17 protein-coding genes are annotated in these 15609 nt (G+C 52.5%); 9 read left to right on the plus strand and 8 right to left on the minus strand.

The features are described from left to right. Positions 1 to 29: 29 nt before the first annotated feature. Entirely contained in the window at positions 30 to 941 is a 912-nt protein-coding gene (gene secF / locus BUB06_RS08495; RefSeq protein WP_048329214.1) for a protein translocase subunit SecF, read from the plus strand. A gap of 197 nt (positions 942 to 1138) precedes the next feature. On the opposite strand, the gene BUB06_RS08500 is transcribed toward secF, so the two are convergent. After that, positions 1139 to 1708 (minus strand): SadB/YajI family lipoprotein, encoded by a 570-nt coding sequence (locus BUB06_RS08500; RefSeq protein ID WP_010299067.1) that lies wholly within the window; start codon positions 1706 to 1708, stop codon positions 1139 to 1141. Positions 1709 to 1925: 217 nt separating this feature from the next. Between BUB06_RS08500 and nrdR the strand changes: the two genes are divergently transcribed. The 6 genes from nrdR to pgpA all read left to right on the plus strand — a co-directional run bounded on the left by nrdR (position 1926) and on the right by pgpA (position 6138). Further along, the gene (nrdR, locus tag BUB06_RS08505) at positions 1926 to 2375 is read left to right on the plus strand and encodes a transcriptional regulator NrdR (protein WP_010282042.1); all 450 of its coding nucleotides are present in this window, start codon (positions 1926 to 1928) and stop codon (positions 2373 to 2375) included. Positions 2376 to 2410: 35 nt separating this feature from the next. Continuing rightward, positions 2411 to 3547, plus strand: coding sequence for a bifunctional diaminohydroxyphosphoribosylaminopyrimidine deaminase/5-amino-6-(5-phosphoribosylamino)uracil reductase RibD (gene ribD, locus BUB06_RS08510; protein WP_039472351.1), 1137 nt, complete (start codon positions 2411 to 2413; stop codon positions 3545 to 3547). Between the two features lie 110 nt (positions 3548 to 3657). Next, on the plus strand, positions 3658 to 4134 hold the full coding sequence (gene ribH, locus BUB06_RS08515; RefSeq protein ID WP_010282064.1) for a 6,7-dimethyl-8-ribityllumazine synthase: 477 nt from the start codon (positions 3658 to 3660) through the stop codon (positions 4132 to 4134). Positions 4135 to 4158: 24 nt separating this feature from the next. Further along, positions 4159 to 4578 carry a transcription antitermination factor NusB gene (gene nusB, locus BUB06_RS08520; RefSeq protein ID WP_010282066.1) on the plus strand — a complete coding sequence of 140 codons (420 nt, stop codon included), beginning with the start codon at positions 4159 to 4161 and terminating at the stop codon, positions 4576 to 4578. Positions 4579 to 4646: 68 nt separating this feature from the next. Then, positions 4647 to 5627 (plus strand): thiamine-phosphate kinase, encoded by a 981-nt coding sequence (gene thiL / locus BUB06_RS08525; protein WP_010299078.1) that lies wholly within the window; start codon positions 4647 to 4649, stop codon positions 5625 to 5627. Next, the gene (gene pgpA / locus BUB06_RS08530) at positions 5602 to 6138 is read left to right on the plus strand and encodes a phosphatidylglycerophosphatase A (protein ID WP_039472353.1); all 537 of its coding nucleotides are present in this window, start codon (positions 5602 to 5604) and stop codon (positions 6136 to 6138) included. Before thiL ends, pgpA begins: the two co-directional genes overlap by 26 nt. A gap of 68 nt (positions 6139 to 6206) precedes the next feature. Here pgpA and dxs read toward each other — a convergent pair whose 3' ends face one another. The 3 genes from dxs to xseB are packed head-to-tail and all read right to left on the minus strand — an operon-like array spanning position 6207 to position 9247. Then, positions 6207 to 8072: a 1-deoxy-D-xylulose-5-phosphate synthase gene (dxs, locus tag BUB06_RS08535; RefSeq protein WP_039472355.1), complete on the minus strand. Its 1866-nt coding sequence runs from the start codon at positions 8070 to 8072 to the stop codon at positions 6207 to 6209. Positions 8073 to 8090: 18 nt separating this feature from the next. Beyond that, the gene (ispA, locus tag BUB06_RS08540; protein ID WP_039472357.1) at positions 8091 to 9002 is read right to left on the minus strand and encodes a (2E,6E)-farnesyl diphosphate synthase; all 912 of its coding nucleotides are present in this window, start codon (positions 9000 to 9002) and stop codon (positions 8091 to 8093) included. After that, positions 8999 to 9247, minus strand: coding sequence for an exodeoxyribonuclease VII small subunit (gene xseB / locus BUB06_RS08545; protein WP_005976008.1), 249 nt, complete (start codon positions 9245 to 9247; stop codon positions 8999 to 9001). The genes ispA and xseB overlap by 4 nt, the downstream gene beginning before the upstream one ends. Positions 9248 to 9499: 252 nt before the next feature. Between xseB and thiI the strand changes: the two genes are divergently transcribed. Then, entirely contained in the window at positions 9500 to 10948 is a 1449-nt protein-coding gene (gene thiI / locus BUB06_RS08550; RefSeq protein WP_039472358.1) for a tRNA uracil 4-sulfurtransferase ThiI, read from the plus strand. A gap of 43 nt (positions 10949 to 10991) precedes the next feature. On the opposite strand, the gene yajL is transcribed toward thiI, so the two are convergent. Both yajL and panE read right to left on the minus strand, forming a co-directional pair. After that, positions 10992 to 11582: a protein deglycase YajL gene (yajL, locus tag BUB06_RS08555; protein ID WP_010299098.1), complete on the minus strand. Its 591-nt coding sequence runs from the start codon at positions 11580 to 11582 to the stop codon at positions 10992 to 10994. Further along, positions 11545 to 12453: a 2-dehydropantoate 2-reductase gene (gene panE, locus BUB06_RS08560; protein WP_039472360.1), complete on the minus strand. Its 909-nt coding sequence runs from the start codon at positions 12451 to 12453 to the stop codon at positions 11545 to 11547. The genes yajL and panE overlap by 38 nt, the downstream gene beginning before the upstream one ends. 189 nt (positions 12454 to 12642) lie before the next feature. Here panE and BUB06_RS08565 point away from each other — a divergent pair, with 189 nt between their 5' ends. Further along, positions 12643 to 13134 (plus strand): YajQ family cyclic di-GMP-binding protein, encoded by a 492-nt coding sequence (locus BUB06_RS08565; protein WP_010299103.1) that lies wholly within the window; start codon positions 12643 to 12645, stop codon positions 13132 to 13134. A 55-nt stretch (positions 13135 to 13189) separates the two neighbouring features. On the opposite strand, the gene BUB06_RS08570 is transcribed toward BUB06_RS08565, so the two are convergent. Both BUB06_RS08570 and cyoE read right to left on the minus strand, forming a co-directional pair. Further along, complete coding sequence (locus tag BUB06_RS08570; protein ID WP_039472362.1) at positions 13190 to 14554, minus strand: MFS transporter; 1365 nt, start codon at positions 14552 to 14554, stop codon at positions 13190 to 13192. 163 nt (positions 14555 to 14717) lie between these two features. Further along, positions 14718 to 15608 (minus strand): heme o synthase, encoded by an 891-nt coding sequence (gene cyoE / locus BUB06_RS08575; protein ID WP_010282097.1) that lies wholly within the window; start codon positions 15606 to 15608, stop codon positions 14718 to 14720. Position 15609 lies beyond the last annotated feature (1 nt).

Genomic DNA, 15609 nt, shown 5'->3' on the forward strand with positions numbered 1-15609 from the left:
TCAATCATGGGCGTAAAGTCTATGATTTCATGCGCTGGGACACATTGGCATTTGCCATTTCCGGTCTGCTGATCATCGCTTCTATCGTGGTTATGGGTGTGCGTGGTTTCAACTGGGGGCTCGACTTTACCGGTGGTACGGTTATTGAGATTAGCCTTGAGAAACCGATCGATCTTGATGTCCTGCGTAGTTCATTGGAGACCTCTGGGTTTTCAGAGCCGCAGGTGCAGAATTTCGGTAGCAGCCGTGACGTGATGGTGCGTATGCCACCGGTTTCTGGCAGCGAGAACGAAGCGCTCGGCAACAAAGTGCTGAAGGTGGTGAACGATACTTTCCAGCAGCATGCAACGGTGAAACGTATTGAGTTTGTCGGGCCGAGCGTGGGGAGCGATTTGGCACAGGCGGGCGCATTGGCGCTGATGTCTGCGCTGATTGCTATCCTCATTTATATCGGTCTTCGTTTTGAATGGCGTCTGGCGATGAGTGCCGTACTGGCTTTGGCGCACGATACGATCATCACGATGGGGCTGCTGTCTCTGTTCTCTATTGAGATTGACCTCACGATCATTGCGTCACTGATGTCGGTAATTGGTTATTCACTTAACGATAAGATCGTGGTATCTGACCGTATTCGTGAGAACTTCCGCAAGGTTCGTCGTGGCACACCTTACGAGATTACCAACATTTCTCTGACGCAGACGCTGCATCGTACCATCATCACATCTGCGACTACGCTGGCGATGATTGTGATCCTCATGGTCTTCGGTGGCGCATTGTTGCATGGCTTCTCGTTGACGATGTTTATCGGTGTGATCATCGGTACGATCTCTTCTATCTATGTTTCTTCCGCTCTGGCGCTGAAACTGGGTATGAAGCGTGAACACCTGATCGTTCAGAAAGTGGAAAAAGAAGGGGCAGACCAACCGTCTATCCTGCCTTAATCTGCTGACTGTAAAAATAAAAAACCCCGCATTGCGGGGTTTTTTGCATCTTAGCGCTGGGAAATGCGCGTATATCCTAAATAATTCGAGTTGCATGCAGGCGGCGACACAGTGAATCCCCAGGAGCTTACATCAGTAAGTGACTGGGGTGAGCGAGGAAAGCCAACGTACATGCAGCTTGAAGTATGACGGATATATCAAGGGGACTCGGTTGCGGCAACGGGTGGCGGACTCTGTATTTCCTGAACCTGATGCAAACGAACAAAGCCGAGTTCTTCCGGCGACAGGCCGCTCAGGCGCAATTCAATAATCGCTTCGGCTTTTGGTAATAGGGTGGGGGAGACGACAAACGACTGTGTTTGCGTGTCGCCCGTTAAAGGTTTCCCGCTCACAGGGTCGAGTCGCCCCCAGTCAAGCTGTGCGCCAAAGGCCGGTAGCCCCTTCGCATCAAGCGTGCGAATGTGCAGCAACGCGCTTGTTCCGTTAGCTTCAGTCTCGATATTGCGTAACGATACGTTGAGTCTGCCAATACTGCTTTCCAGCACGGTGCTGGTTTGCGCTGCAGGCAGTAAATAAACGCCGGAAGTAGACTGAGAATTCAACGCATTTTGTCGCTCTAATGCCGTGGCCTGATCGGTCAGCGTTTGTAATTGCTGATTGAGCTGACCTATCTGATTCTGCAATTTGGGCATCTGGCGCTGTTCAGCACACCCTGCGAGCAAAAGAAGCGCTGGCAGGAAGGTCAGTACGCGATATCGGGTTCTCATATCTGTGGTTCCCCTTTCGATGTTTTATTCATTGATCCGTTGATCCCTGTTGCTGAGTTTAGCTGCGATTAAGCCTAAGTCATAGGTGAGACAGCTTTTTTCATCCTATTACCGGAAGAGATGCGAAACCCTTCGCAACGTGGATCAGGAGTTTTGGTTAGTCCGTTAATTCAGGGTAAACTGTCGCTACGTTAAGGATTACTGGTCAGGACACATCATGCATTGCCCGTTTTGTTCCGCTGTTGATACCAAAGTCATTGATTCCCGTCTGGTCGGCGAAGGTTCGCAAGTACGTCGTCGTCGGCAGTGTCTGGTTTGTCATGAACGCTTCACCACGTTTGAAGTGGCTGAACTGGTGATGCCGCGAGTCATCAAAAGCAATGAAGTGCGCGAGCCTTTTAATGAGGATAAATTGCGTAGCGGTATGCTGAAAGCGCTGGAAAAAAGGCCAGTCAGTTCTGATGACGTCGAAATGGCGCTTAATCACATTAAATCTCATCTTCGAGCGACCGGAGAACGCGAGGTTACCACCAAGATGGTAGGGAATCTGGTGATGGAAGCGTTGAGAAAGCTGGATAAAGTGGCTTATATCCGCTTTGCATCGGTGTATCGCAGTTTTGAAGATATCCGCGAATTTGGCGAAGAGATTGCGCGTTTGCAGGATTAAGTCGCGTCAACGCGACAGAGATAAGAGGTTCGGGAATGAGCGTTTTTCAGGAAAACGGCCACTTGCCGCAGGATGAATTATACATGGCGCGCGCGTTAGAGCTGGCGCGCCGTGGCTGTTTCACGACAGCACCCAACCCCAATGTTGGCTGCGTGATTGTTCATGATGGCAAAATTGTGGGTGAAGGCTATCATTTTCGTGCCGGTGAACCCCACGCAGAGGTGCATGCGCTGAGAATGGCGGGGGAACGTGCACGCGGTGCGACGGCCTACGTTACGTTGGAACCCTGTAGCCATCATGGTCGAACGCCGCCTTGCGCTGATGCATTGATTACTGCTGGTGTTTCCCGCGTGGTTGCTGCGATGCAGGATCCGAATCCACAGGTGGCGGGTCGTGGTTTGCATCGCTTACAGCAAACGGGGATTGCTGTTAGCCATGGCTTGATGATGGCTGAAGCAGAAAAGGTGAATGTAGGCTTCCTGAAACGCATGCGGACAGGCTTTCCTTATGTGCAGCTCAAAATGGCGGCATCTTTGGATGGGCGTACTGCGATGGCGTCGGGAGAAAGCCAGTGGATCACCTCACCGCAGGCGCGGCAGGATGTGCAGCGCTTTCGTGCTGAGAGCGCAGCGATTCTGAGCACGAGTGCGACGGTGTTAGCTGACGATCCTTCTCTCACCGTCCGCTGGTCAGAGCTGGGTGCCGATGTCCAGAAACGCTATTCAGAATCGGACCTCAGACAGCCCGTGCGGGTGATTGTAGACAGTCAGCAGCGCGTCACGCCGCAGCATCGGATTGTTAACCAACCGGGGGAAACCTGGCTCGCTCGCGTGCAGGCAGATGAACAAGCGTGGCCTCAGGGCGTTGAACAAGTGATGCTACCGCAGCACAATGGTGGCGTTGATCTGGTGGCGCTGATGATGGTGCTGGGGAGACGTCAGATTAACTCCGTCTGGGTCGAAGCCGGAGCCAGTCTGGCTGGTGCGCTGCTCAATGCATGTGTCGTTGACGAACTTATCGTTTATCTTGCGCCAAAACTGCTGGGTGAAAATGCCCGTTCGCTGTGCCTCTTGCCCGGACTGGAGCAGCTGTCTCAGGCACCGGAATTTGATATCGCAGACGTTCGCCAGATTGGCCCGGATTTGCGATTGCGCCTGAAACCTAAATTCTGATGTGTATGTAAATACGTGGTGCAGGTCCGACAAAACCGGATACGTGCCAACAAAAATTATGATAGAATCCGCCCCCCTGCGGGCCATAAAGACCAGATACAAGGAAAGCTATGAACGTTATCGAAGGTGTTGTTGCTACTCCTGATGCCCGTGTGGCGATTGCGATTGCGCGTTTTAACCATTTTATTAACGACAGCCTGCTGGACGGTGCGATTGATGCATTGAAACGCATCGGTCAGGTTAAAGACGAAAACATCACCGTTGTCTGGGTGCCGGGTGCTTACGAACTGCCATTAACGGTTCGTGCACTGACCAAAAGCGCGAAAAATGGCGGATATGATGCCGTGATTGCTCTGGGAACGGTCATCCGTGGCGGAACAGCGCATTTTGAATTTGTTGCTGGCGAGTGTAGCTCAGGCCTGTCCTCTGTTGCGATGGACAGTGAAATCCCTGTCGCTTTCGGCGTTCTGACGACGGAAAGCATTGAGCAGGCGATTGAGCGTGCTGGCACGAAAGCGGGGAATAAAGGTGCTGAAGCTGCCTTGACCGCGCTAGAAATGATTAATGTATTGAAAGCGATTAAGTAAGCCTGATTAAGTAAGGGGAATTCCGTGAAACCTGCTGCTCGTCGCCGCGCTCGTGAATGTGCGGTTCAAGCGCTTTACTCCTGGCAGTTATCTAAAAATGATATTGCCGATGTTGAACACCAATTCCTGAGCGAGCAGGATGTCAAAGATGTCGACATTACCTATTTCCGTGAATTGCTGGCGGGTGTTGCCACTCAGGCTGAGAAGCTTGATCAACTGATGGCACCTTTCCTGTCTCGTCAAATTGAGGAATTGGGACAGGTTGAAAAAGCGATTCTGCGTTTGGCGATGTTTGAGCTGAGCAAGCGCGAAGACGTTCCTTACAAGGTGGCGATTAACGAGGCCATTGAACTGGCTAAAATCTTCGGTGCTGAAGATAGCCATAAGTTTGTGAATGGTGTGCTGGACAAAGCTGCTCCGAGTGTACGGAAAGGCAAGAAGTAAAATGAATCGAATCAGGGCCGGATATCCGGCCCTGATCGCTTTTGAATGATAGGCTGGCTGGAAAGGTTATGGTTGAAGGCGAGTTTGACCTTATTGCCCGCTATTTTAATCGGGTCCGAAGTTCACGTCGCGATGTCGAGTTAGGCATCGGTGATGACTGTGCGTTACTGACGGTAGCAGATAAGCAGATGTTGGCGGTGAGTACCGACACGCTGGTATCTGGCGTTCATTTCCTACCTGATATCGATCCCGCCGATCTGGGTTACAAATCTCTGGCGGTCAATTTAAGCGATCTGGCTGCGATGGGCGCCGATCCTGCCTGGCTTTCTCTGGCCATTACCCTACCTAAAAGCAATAGCCAATGGCTATCGGCGTACAGCGACAGCTTGTTTGAGCTGCTTGATTATTATGGCATGCAGTTGGTGGGTGGCGATACGACACGCGGCCCACTGAGCCTGACGCTGACTATCCACGGTTTGGTGCCAGCAGGTCGGGCGTTGACGCGTCGCGGGGCCAGAATTGGTGACTGGATTTATGTTACCGGTTCATTAGGCGACAGCGCAGCGGGTCTGGCTATCCTCCAGAATACACTGCACGTTGATGATGAAGAGACGCGTCAGAGATTGATCCAACGTCACCTCCGTCCTCAGCCGAGAATCCTGCAAGGGCAGGCGTTGCGCGATCTGGCCAGTTCGGCTATCGATCTTTCCGACGGCCTTATCTCCGATCTACAGCATATACTTAAAGCCAGCGAATGCGGCGCGCGTATTAATCTGGACGCGATCCCACAATCTGATTGGCTGCGGGGTTGCGTCGATGAAGAGCAGGCGCTGCGTTGGGCGCTATCTGGCGGCGAAGACTATGAACTGTGCTTTACCGTGCCGGAAATTAACCGTGGTGCGCTGGAATTGGCCTTGGGGCATCTCGGCGCTGACTACACCTGTATCGGGCAAATCGGACCTTCCTCTGAAGGGCTACGCTTTTTCAGGGATAATAAAGCGACCGAGCTGAACTGGAAGGGGTATGACCATTTTAGCGAGCAAAACTGATTCCGCGAATAAGGCGAAAGGCGCTGCAGTGGCAAAACGCCGCTTACGGCTGAGTAACCCGTGGCACCTGCTGGCAACCGGGTTTGGCAGCGGTCTGTCTCCTTGGATGCCGGGTACGGTAGGGTCATTGGCGGCGATTCCACTGTGGTACCTCATGTCGTTCCTGCCGCTTGAATTGTATTCGCTGTTGGTCATGCTGAGCATTTGTATCGGTGTTTATCTGTGTCATCAGACAGCGAAAGATATGGGCGTTCACGATCACGGCAGCATCGTCTGGGACGAGTTTGTCGGTATGTGGATTACCCTGATGGCGATTCCGGTGGATAAATGGCAATGGGTGGCGGCAGGGTTTGTCGTCTTCCGCTGTCTGGATATCTGGAAACCCTGGCCGATTCGTTGGTTCGATCGCAACGTGCATGGCGGCATGGGCATTATGATCGACGATATCGTCGCGGGGGTGATCTCTGCGGGGATTATCTATTTTATCGGCTATCACTGGCCGATATTTTGACGTCATTCTGTTATTGAACCACTGACATTATTGAACCGGGGCCTTGTGCCCCGGTTATCGTTAGTAGTTTATTCCATCCACTGCGTGATTCTGCGCTCGATGCCTGTGGCATCCAAACCCAGATCGGCTCGGATTTCTTCCTGCGAGCCTTGTGGGATAAAGACGTCCGGTAGCCCAATGTTCAGCACCGAGACGGCAAGGCGTTTCGCCATCAGGAATTCATTCACGCCGCTCCCTGCGCCGCCCATGACCGCATTCTCTTCCAGCGTCACAAACGTGCTGTGGGACTGCGCCAGCTCTTCAAGTAACGCTTCATCCAGCGGTTTCACAAAGCGCATGTCGACGAGGGTGGCGTTTAACTTTTCTGCCGCAGCCTGAGCTTCCTGCAATAGCGTACCGAAGTTCAGAATCGCGATCGTTTCGCCCTGACGACGCACCACACCTTTACCGATTGGCAGCTCTGAGAGCGGCGTCAGTGCCGTACCGTTACCATTTCCCCGTGGATAGCGCACCGCTGTCGGGCCTTTCTGGTAGTGATAGCCCGTGTGCAGCATCTGGCGACACTCATTTTCATCGCTAGGCGTCATGATGATCATGTTCGGGATACAGCGTAAGAAAGAGAGATCGAACGCCCCCTGATGCGTTTGTCCATCCGCACCAACAATACCGCCGCGATCGATAGCAAACAGAACGGGCAGATTCTGGATCGCCACATCGTGGATGACCTGATCGTAGGCACGTTGCAGGAAAGTCGAGTAAATGGCGACAACCGGATGATAACCACCGACAGCCAGACCGGCAGCAAACGTCACGGCATGCTGCTCGGCAATCGCTACGTCAAAATATTGCTGTGGGTAGTCGCGGGAGAATTGCACCATGCCAGAGCCTTCGCGCATTGCAGGCGTGATTGCCATGAGCTTGCTGTCTTTGGCGGCCGTTTCCTGTAGCCATTGACCGAAGATTTTGGAATAGGTAGGTTGCGCGCCTTCTTTACTTTTCGGTAGCGTGCCGCTGGCTGGATCGAATTTTGGCACCGCGTGCCAGCTGATCGGATCCTGCTCGGCAGGGGCGTAACCTTTGCCTTTCTTCGTCATGATGTGCAGAAGCTGCGGGCCTTTCAGATTACGCATGTTCTTTAGCGTATGCGCCAACGCCTGAACGTCATGACCGTCAACCGGGCCGATATAGTTAAAACCCAGTTCCTCAAATAGCGTACCCGGCACGACCATGCCTTTAAGGTGTTCTTCGGTGCGTTTCACCAGTTCTTTGATGGGCGGTAGGCCGGATAAGACTTTTTTACCGCCTTCGCGCAGGCTGGCGTAGAGCTTGCCGGATAGCAGCTGCGCCAGATGGTTGTTCAATGCGCCGACGTTTTCTGAAATCGACATTTCATTGTCGTTCAACACCACCAGCAGATCGGATTTGATGTCACCTGCGTGGTTCATCGCTTCAAAGGCCATGCCTGCGGTAATCGCGCCGTCGCCGATCACACAAACGGTACGACGGCCTTTTCCTTCACGCTCGGCCGCAACGGCCATGCCCAGTCCGGCACTGATTGAGGTGGATGAATGGCCGACGCTTAATACGTCATATTCGCTTTCATCACGCCATGGAAAAGGGTGCAAACCGCCTTTCTGGCGGATCGTTGAAATACGTTCGCGACGGCCTGTGAGGATCTTGTGCGGATAAGCCTGATGGCCAACATCCCACACCAGATGATCGAAAGGGGTGTTATAGACGTAATGCAGTGCAACCGTTAATTCAACCGTCCCTAACCCAGAAGCAAAATGGCCGCTTGAACGGCTGACGCTGTCCAGCAGATATTGGCGCAGCTCATCGCACAGTTTTGGCAGGCTCTCTTTCGGTAATAACCGAAGTTCATCCGGTGTTTCCACTAACGCCAATGTAGGGTATTTCGCGGTATCAAAACTCATTAGAGACTCATTAGGTAATTACTTATCGCGTTCAACGATGAAATTCGCCAGCGCTTGTAGTGGGGCAATATTCAGGGGAATCGGGCTGGATGCGACGAGATCGTCCAGCGATGCCAGTGATTCCTGATAGAGCTCCTGTGCTTTTTTTCGTGCGTTATCTAACCCCAGTAAGCTGGGATAGGTGCTTTTACCTAGCTGCTGGTCTGCACCCTGACGTTTGCCTGTTGTCGCGCTGTCGCCAACAACATCGAGAATATCGTCCTGAACCTGAAAAGCGAGCCCAATTGCGTTAGCGTAACGATCCAGATGGGGCAACGCGGCGCGGCCTGTTTCACCAGCTGCCAGTGCGCCTAGTCGGACAGCGGCACGAATCAATGCACCGGTTTTGTGGCGGTGAATCCGCTCTAACGCGGCCAGATCGACCTGATGGCCCTCCGCTTCCAGATCGAAAGCCTGACCACCGCACATGCCCGCTACGCCACTGGCGTAAGCCAATTCTGAAATCATCGCCAGTCGATCGCGGTCAGAGACCTGCGGCATCGGTGCATCGGCCAAAATGGAGAATGCCAGCGTTTGCAATGCATCGCCTGCCAAAATGGCATTCGCTTCGCCAAACTTGATGTGACAGGTTGGCTGTCCACGGCGTAAATCGTCGTCGTCCATTGCCGGCAGATCGTCATGAATCAATGAATAAGCATGGATACATTCGACTGCCGCAGCAGGGGCATCCAGACTCTCTAACGACATGCCAAACAGTTCACCAGTAGTATAAACCAGAAACGGACGCAGGCGTTTGCCTCCTAAGAGTGAGCCATACTCCATCGCATTGACCAGTGGACTACTCTGAAAGGGGAGGCTGGCGATGAAATGCCCCAACATCCGGTTAGTGCGTTGGTAATGTGCATTCAGTTGCGTGCTGAAATCGGTCATAGCGAGTCGTTATCCGGCGTAAACGGTGACAGCGGCGCATCGGGATCGTCGCTCAGCAGGATTTGTACGCGCTGTTCCGCCTGTTGCAGTTTTTGCTGACCCTGGCGAGCGAGCTGGATGCCATGCTCAAACTCATTTAGCGCATCGTCCAGCGGCAGTTCGCCTGATTCGAGGCGGGTAACGATTTTTTCCAGTTCGTTCAGCGAGCTTTCAAAGCTGACTGGCTGCTCGGTCTTCTTAGGCATAGTGGTTTCAGAATCCTGGTGTTATACGCCGTTGGCTTGTGGCGGCAGAGCGTGGTGTTGCGTGTGGTCATCCGTGGATGCGCAACAATTATACGGTTAAAGCGCACAGTATATCTTCATATAATGATATACTCCGCGCCCTGGATGCTATTGGTAAAATCATCTCTGTTCTGGCTGATTTTACCGATAACGTGATTTTAGTGCTCAGGGTAAATTTATTTACGCCTTTCTGACCAAGTAACGACAGCCACCATGAAGTTTATCATTAAATTGTTCCCGGAAATCACCATCAAGAGCCAATCTGTGCGGTTGCGCTTTATCAAGATTCTAACCGGAAACATTCGCAACGTATTAAAACACTATGATGAAACGCTGGCGGTTGTCCGTCACTGGGATCATATCGAAGTTCGGGCCAAAGACGAAAGCCAGCGTGAGGCGATTCGTGATGCGCTGACGAGAATTCCGGGCATTCACCATATTCTGGAAGTTGAAGATCACGCCTACACCGACGTGCACAATATATTTGAACAAGCGCTGGCGCTGTACCGTGAGCGGTTGGAAGGCAAGACGTTTTGCGTGCGAGTGAAACGCCGTGGTAAGCATGAATTCAGCTCACAGGACGTAGAACGCTACGTCGGCGGCGGTTTGAACCAGCACATTGAAACGGCACGAGTCAATCTCACTGCACCGCAGGTCACCGTGCATCTGGAAATCGAGCAGGACCGTTTGCTGCTGATTAAAGGGCGCTATGAAGGTATCGGCGGCTTCCCGATCGGTACGCAGGAAGATGTGCTGTCACTGATTTCCGGTGGTTTTGACTCCGGTGTCTCCAGCTATATGTTGATGCGTCGCGGATGTCGTGTGCATTACTGCTTCTTCAACCTTGGTGGTGCAGCCCATGAGATTGGGGTGAAACAGGTAGCACACTATCTGTGGAACCGCTTTGGTAGCTCGCATCGGGTGCGTTTTATTGCTATCGATTTCGATCCTGTCGTGGGTGAAATTCTCGAGAAGGTCGACGATGGCCAGATGGGCGTCGTGCTGAAGCGCATGATGGTGCGAGCAGCCTCCAAAGTTGCTGAGCGTTACGGTGTTCAGGCTCTGGTGACTGGTGAAGCGTTAGGGCAGGTGTCCAGCCAGACGCTGACCAACCTGCGTTTGATCGATAACGCCTCTGATACCCTGATTCTGCGCCCGCTGATTTCTCACGATAAAGAACACATTATCAAACAGGCTCGTGAACTGGGGACGGAAGATTTCGCCAAAACGATGCCGGAATACTGTGGTGTGATCTCCAAAAGCCCGACGGTGAAGGCGGTAAAAGCGAAGATCGAGGCCGAAGAAGGCCACTTTGATTTTGCTATCCTGGATCGCGTTGTGAGTGAAGCCCGGAATATTGATATCCGTGAGATCGCCGAGCAGACCAAACAAGACGTGGTTGAAGTCGAAACGGTCGCGTCGTTTGCGCCAACGGACGTGCTGCTGGATATCCGTGCGCCGGATGAACAGGACGATAAGCCGCTTGAGCTGGATCAGGTCGAAATCAAATCTTTACCGTTCTACAAGCTGGGTACGCAGTTTGGCGATTTGGATCAGAGCAAAACCTATCTGCTTTACTGCGAGCGTGGCGTGATGAGCCGCTTGCAGGCGCTGTATCTGCGTGAGCAAGGTTTTACCAATGTGAAGGTATACCGTCCGTAATAGGAAAAAGGCGCGCAAGCGCCTTTTTCGTCAGTCTTAATCGCTAATCGCGATAGTTATGAATTCCCGGCGGCAGGATGAGCTGTGCGGCAACGTCGGCGGCCTTTTCTTTCCCTAGCAGCAAATCGATGATCTTCAGCGCGAAATCCATGCTGGTGCCCGGCCCCTGCGTGGTTAACAGATTCACGCGCGGATCGTACACGACGCGCTTTTCCATCCATTTTTCTGGCGCAATCTTATCCTTAAACGCAGGATAGCCCGTCATGTTTCCGACGGGGAACAGCTGATGATATTCCAGCACCAGCGCAGGCGTTGCACACATCGCGGCGACAATTTTCCCTTCCAGATGCGCTTGTCGAATGCATTCCACCAGTATTGGGCTATCACGGAAGCACTCCGCACCTTGCAGGCCACCCGGTAACACCAGCACATCGAAAGGCCGATCGGCAACGGTAGCCAGTGGTGCATCCGCTAGTAGCCTTACCCCGCGTGAGCAGACGATTTCCAGATTGCCATCGCTGGCTACGCTGGCAAGCGTGACTTGAATACCTGCCCGGACAAGCAAATCGATGGTCGTGACGGCTTCAGTTTCTTCACTACCAGGTGCCAGACACACCAGTGCCGATGCGGTCATAATCATTTTCCTTTTGCTTAATGTAGTCAAACAGACGGGCATTTTCGGGGAGTGTCAGACCGTGGAGACGCGCACGGTGCAGTAAATACCCGGTAATGTAGTCAATTTCGGTATGTCGCTGAGCGAGGATGTCCTGCAACATCGATGAGGTGTTTGCCGCGGTGTTCTGAATAATTTGATTCACGTAGAGCAGCAGGCTATCTCGCGATGTATGGAAGCCTTCCCGTTCCATGACGCTGGTCACTTCCTGACAAAGCGATGCAATCAGTTCCGGGTACGCAGAAAGCTCGCCATTGGTGCAGTGATATTTTACCGTGAGCGGATTGATGACGCAGTTAGCCGCCAATTTCAGCCAGCAGGTGGCGCTAATGTTGGTGTGCCAGGCCACATCAGGCAAAGCCTGATGCAACACTTCAGCTAAATGGCTTTGGCTACTGTCGCCATTAAACGTGCCGATATGCGTTGTGCCTGCCGCAACGTGTACGACGCTATTTGTGTCGCGTCGGGCGGCGTGGGTGGTGATACCGAGCACCAGTGGCTGCTGCAGCGACGGTAATTCTTCCCGCGTACCCATCCCATTGTGTAAAAGCAGAATCGTGCAATGAGGGTTGAGCTGCGGCAACAGCACGGTAACGGCATCGGAAACCTGCCAGGCTTTTAGCGTCACCAGCAGAAGTTCGCTTTGGGCAAGATGATCGGGATCGTTCGCCGTCAGGTTGAGATTACAGTGCTGACCGTCCAGCAGGGTGACATTGACTGGACAATACGGTTGCGGAATGCGCAGCCATCCCTGGACATCATGCCCTTGCTGATGTAACGCGGCGAGCCAAAGTTGGCCCAGCGCGCCACAGCCAAGAACGGTGATTTTCATGTGCGTCTCCCCTATTTGATGCGGGCGCTGTCGTTCTGCCATCATAGGCTATCATTCATGTCACGATCTTGTGTTATTCGGCCTGTTTACCTGATGCCGCGTAAAAAATCGGGATTGTATCTGGCATCTTGCTTATCGCAGAAGAGCGGTTATTATGCTCGCCAGCCAAATTTGTCAGGAGAGCGAATTATGCCATCTTTCGATATTGTTTCGGAAATTGATATGCAGGAAGTCCGTAACGCGGTGGAAAATGCGACGCGCGATCTGAGCACCCGTTGGGATTTTCGTAATGTTCCGGCCAGCTTTGAACTGAATGAGAAATCACAGAGTATCAAAGTGGCTAGCGAGTCTGATTTTCAGGTGCAACAGCTGATTGATATCATGCGCGAAAAGTTGCTGAAACGCGGGATTGAAGGCGGTGCGTTAGAAGTCCCAGAAGAGTTCGAGCATAGCGGTAAAACGTACAGCGTGGAAGCGAAGCTGAAGCAGGGCATTGAGACTACGCAGGCGAAGAAAATCGTCAAGCTGATCAAAGACAGCAAACTGAAAGTGCAGGCGCAGATTCAGGGTGAACAGGTTCGCGTCACCGGTAAATCACGCGATGATTTGCAGGGGGTGATGGCGTTGATTCGCGGCGGGAATCTGGGGCAACCGTTCCAGTTTACCAACTTCCGCGATTGATACTTTTAGTCAGCCGCCGATGAACAGAAAGGCCAGCGTAAGCTGGCCTTTCTATTTAGTTCTGTCCTACCAACTGTTCTAACTGCTGCCGATTGGTTTTCTTATTATCGATCTTTACATAGGCACTCTGTTCATCCGGCACGACCACAACTTCTGCAACGCCGGGTTGGGTACGTATTTTCTGTTCTAATTCACTATCGCGCAGCGCTAAATCAGGCAGGGTAATTCTCAGGCTGCTGAGATAAGGCGGTTCTTGCATGGTGAAGCTGACGAGTAGCCAGACGGCTGAAATGGCTGCACCAGCCATAAACACGGCAGAAGCACCATAAAGCTCAAACAGCCCGCCGCCGAGGCTCCCGCCAATTGCCACACCGATAAACTGCGTGGTGGAGTAAACGCCCATCGCCGTGCCTTTATATCCCGCAGGTGATTCCTTGCTAATCAGCGATGGCAGCAGTGCTTCCATAACGTTGAAGGCCAGGAAGAACAACTGTACACCGATGATAATTTGCCAAAGATGGTTACCCGCCGCCCATAAGACAACCTCTGCGGCGATCAGCACCACGATACAGCCGATGAAGACCTGCTTCATTCGTCTTTTCACTTCAGCATAAATGATAAAAGGCACGACGCCGGCAAAAGAGATCAGCATCGTGGTCAGATAGACTTTCCAATGCTCCTGCGGTGCCAGCCCCGCAGATTCCATTACGCGCGGCAGGGCGACGAAGCTCGACATCAATAAAATATGCAGACACATAATGCCGATATTCAGTTTCAGCAGGCGGCTATTGCTGAGTACTTTGCGGAAACTGCCGCGCACCATCGCCGATTCTCGATTCAGAACGTGCTCAGGTGCGGAAGGAATCAGCGTCAGAGTAATGACAATACCTGCGAGTGACAGAAGGGCAATGCCCCAGAAGAGCGCCTGTAAACCGAAGGCATGGGTAACGATAGGCCCAACGACCATCGCGATAGCAAAGGTGACGCCGAAGCTCACACCGATAAACGCCATGGCTTTCGTTCGGTTCTGCTCACGCGTCAGGTCGGAAAGCAGCGCCATAACGGCAGCGGAGATTGCCCCCGCGCCTTGCAGTGCACGGCCAAGGATAATGCCCCAGATAGAATCGCTCAGTGCGGCGATAACGCTACCGAGAGCAAAAATCAACAGCCCGCCGACGATCAGGGGTTTTCTGCCGATGCGGTCTGAGGCCAGACCGAAGGGAATCTGGAAAATAGCCTGCATCAGGCCATAAATACCAATCGCAATACCGATCAGTGCTTCACTGGCACCCTGTAAGGCCATGCCGTAAGTCGTCAGGACAGGCAACACCATGAACATGCCAAGCATGCGTAGTGAAAAAACGGCTCCCAAGCCCCATGTGGCGCGTAATTCGCCAGGGGTCATTTTATTATCGTTCATGTGTACCTCGGAAAACAATTAGCGCTATTTTAGTGCGTTATTGACCAAACAGTAAACGATAGGTTTGTTACGTGATTTGGCGGAGGAGAGGCGGGGGAGGGCAGAAGAAGAAACAGGTGGACGAGCCACCTGTTTTTCTTAATGCATGTAACGCTGCTTGTGATTAACGCAGGTAGGTCAGCATGATTTCATGCGCTGGTGCCATTGAGTCCACAGACATCATGACGCTCAGCGAGGTAATCGCGACAATGGAGAAAACAAACAGTTTTCTTGCCCACACGCGGTCATCAATCGCATTTTTATAGCCTGACAGCGCCATACCCAACCACCAGACGCTAACTGCTGCGGCAACGATCAGATATTTATAGCCGGCATAGCCGCCGAGAGACAGCATCAGAGTCGCTACCGCAAACGCCACGATGTACAGTGTGATGTGGTGTTTCGCAACGGAGATGCCTTTCACAACCGGCAGTACCGGGATGTTAGCGGCCTGATAATCCTTGAAGCGGAAAATCGCAATCGCGTATGAATGCGGCATCTGCCACAGGCTAAAGATCAGCAGCAGAATCAACGCGCCAGCATCGAACTGGTTGCTGACGGCACAGTAACCGATAACCGGTGGTGCTGCGCCGGACAGGCTGCCAATCAGCGTGCCATAAACAGAATGCCGCTTCATGTACAGGCTATACACACCGACATACACGACGAAGCCCATCACCGCCAGCCACATGGCCAGCGGGTTAGCCGCGATGTAGAGCAGAGCAAAGCCCGCAATACCTAACAGCGATGCGTAAACCAGCGTTACCTTCAGCGAAATCAGTCCCTTTACCAGAACCCGATTTTTGGTTCTCTCCATTTTCTTGTCGATGTCGCGGTCAATGACGTTGTTAAACACGCAGCCAGATGCAACGACTAACGACACACCCACGAGGGTGGCGAAAAACAGGGGATAATCAATGCGGCCTTGGGCCGCAAGGAGAAATCCACCGATAACGGAAATCAGATTTCCGAAAATAATTCCTGGTTTAGTAACTTGCAGGTATTGCTTAATCATC

The sequence above is a fragment of the Pectobacterium carotovorum genome, assembly GCF_900129615.1.
Taxonomy (GTDB): Bacteria; Pseudomonadota; Gammaproteobacteria; order Enterobacterales; family Enterobacteriaceae; genus Pectobacterium; species Pectobacterium carotovorum.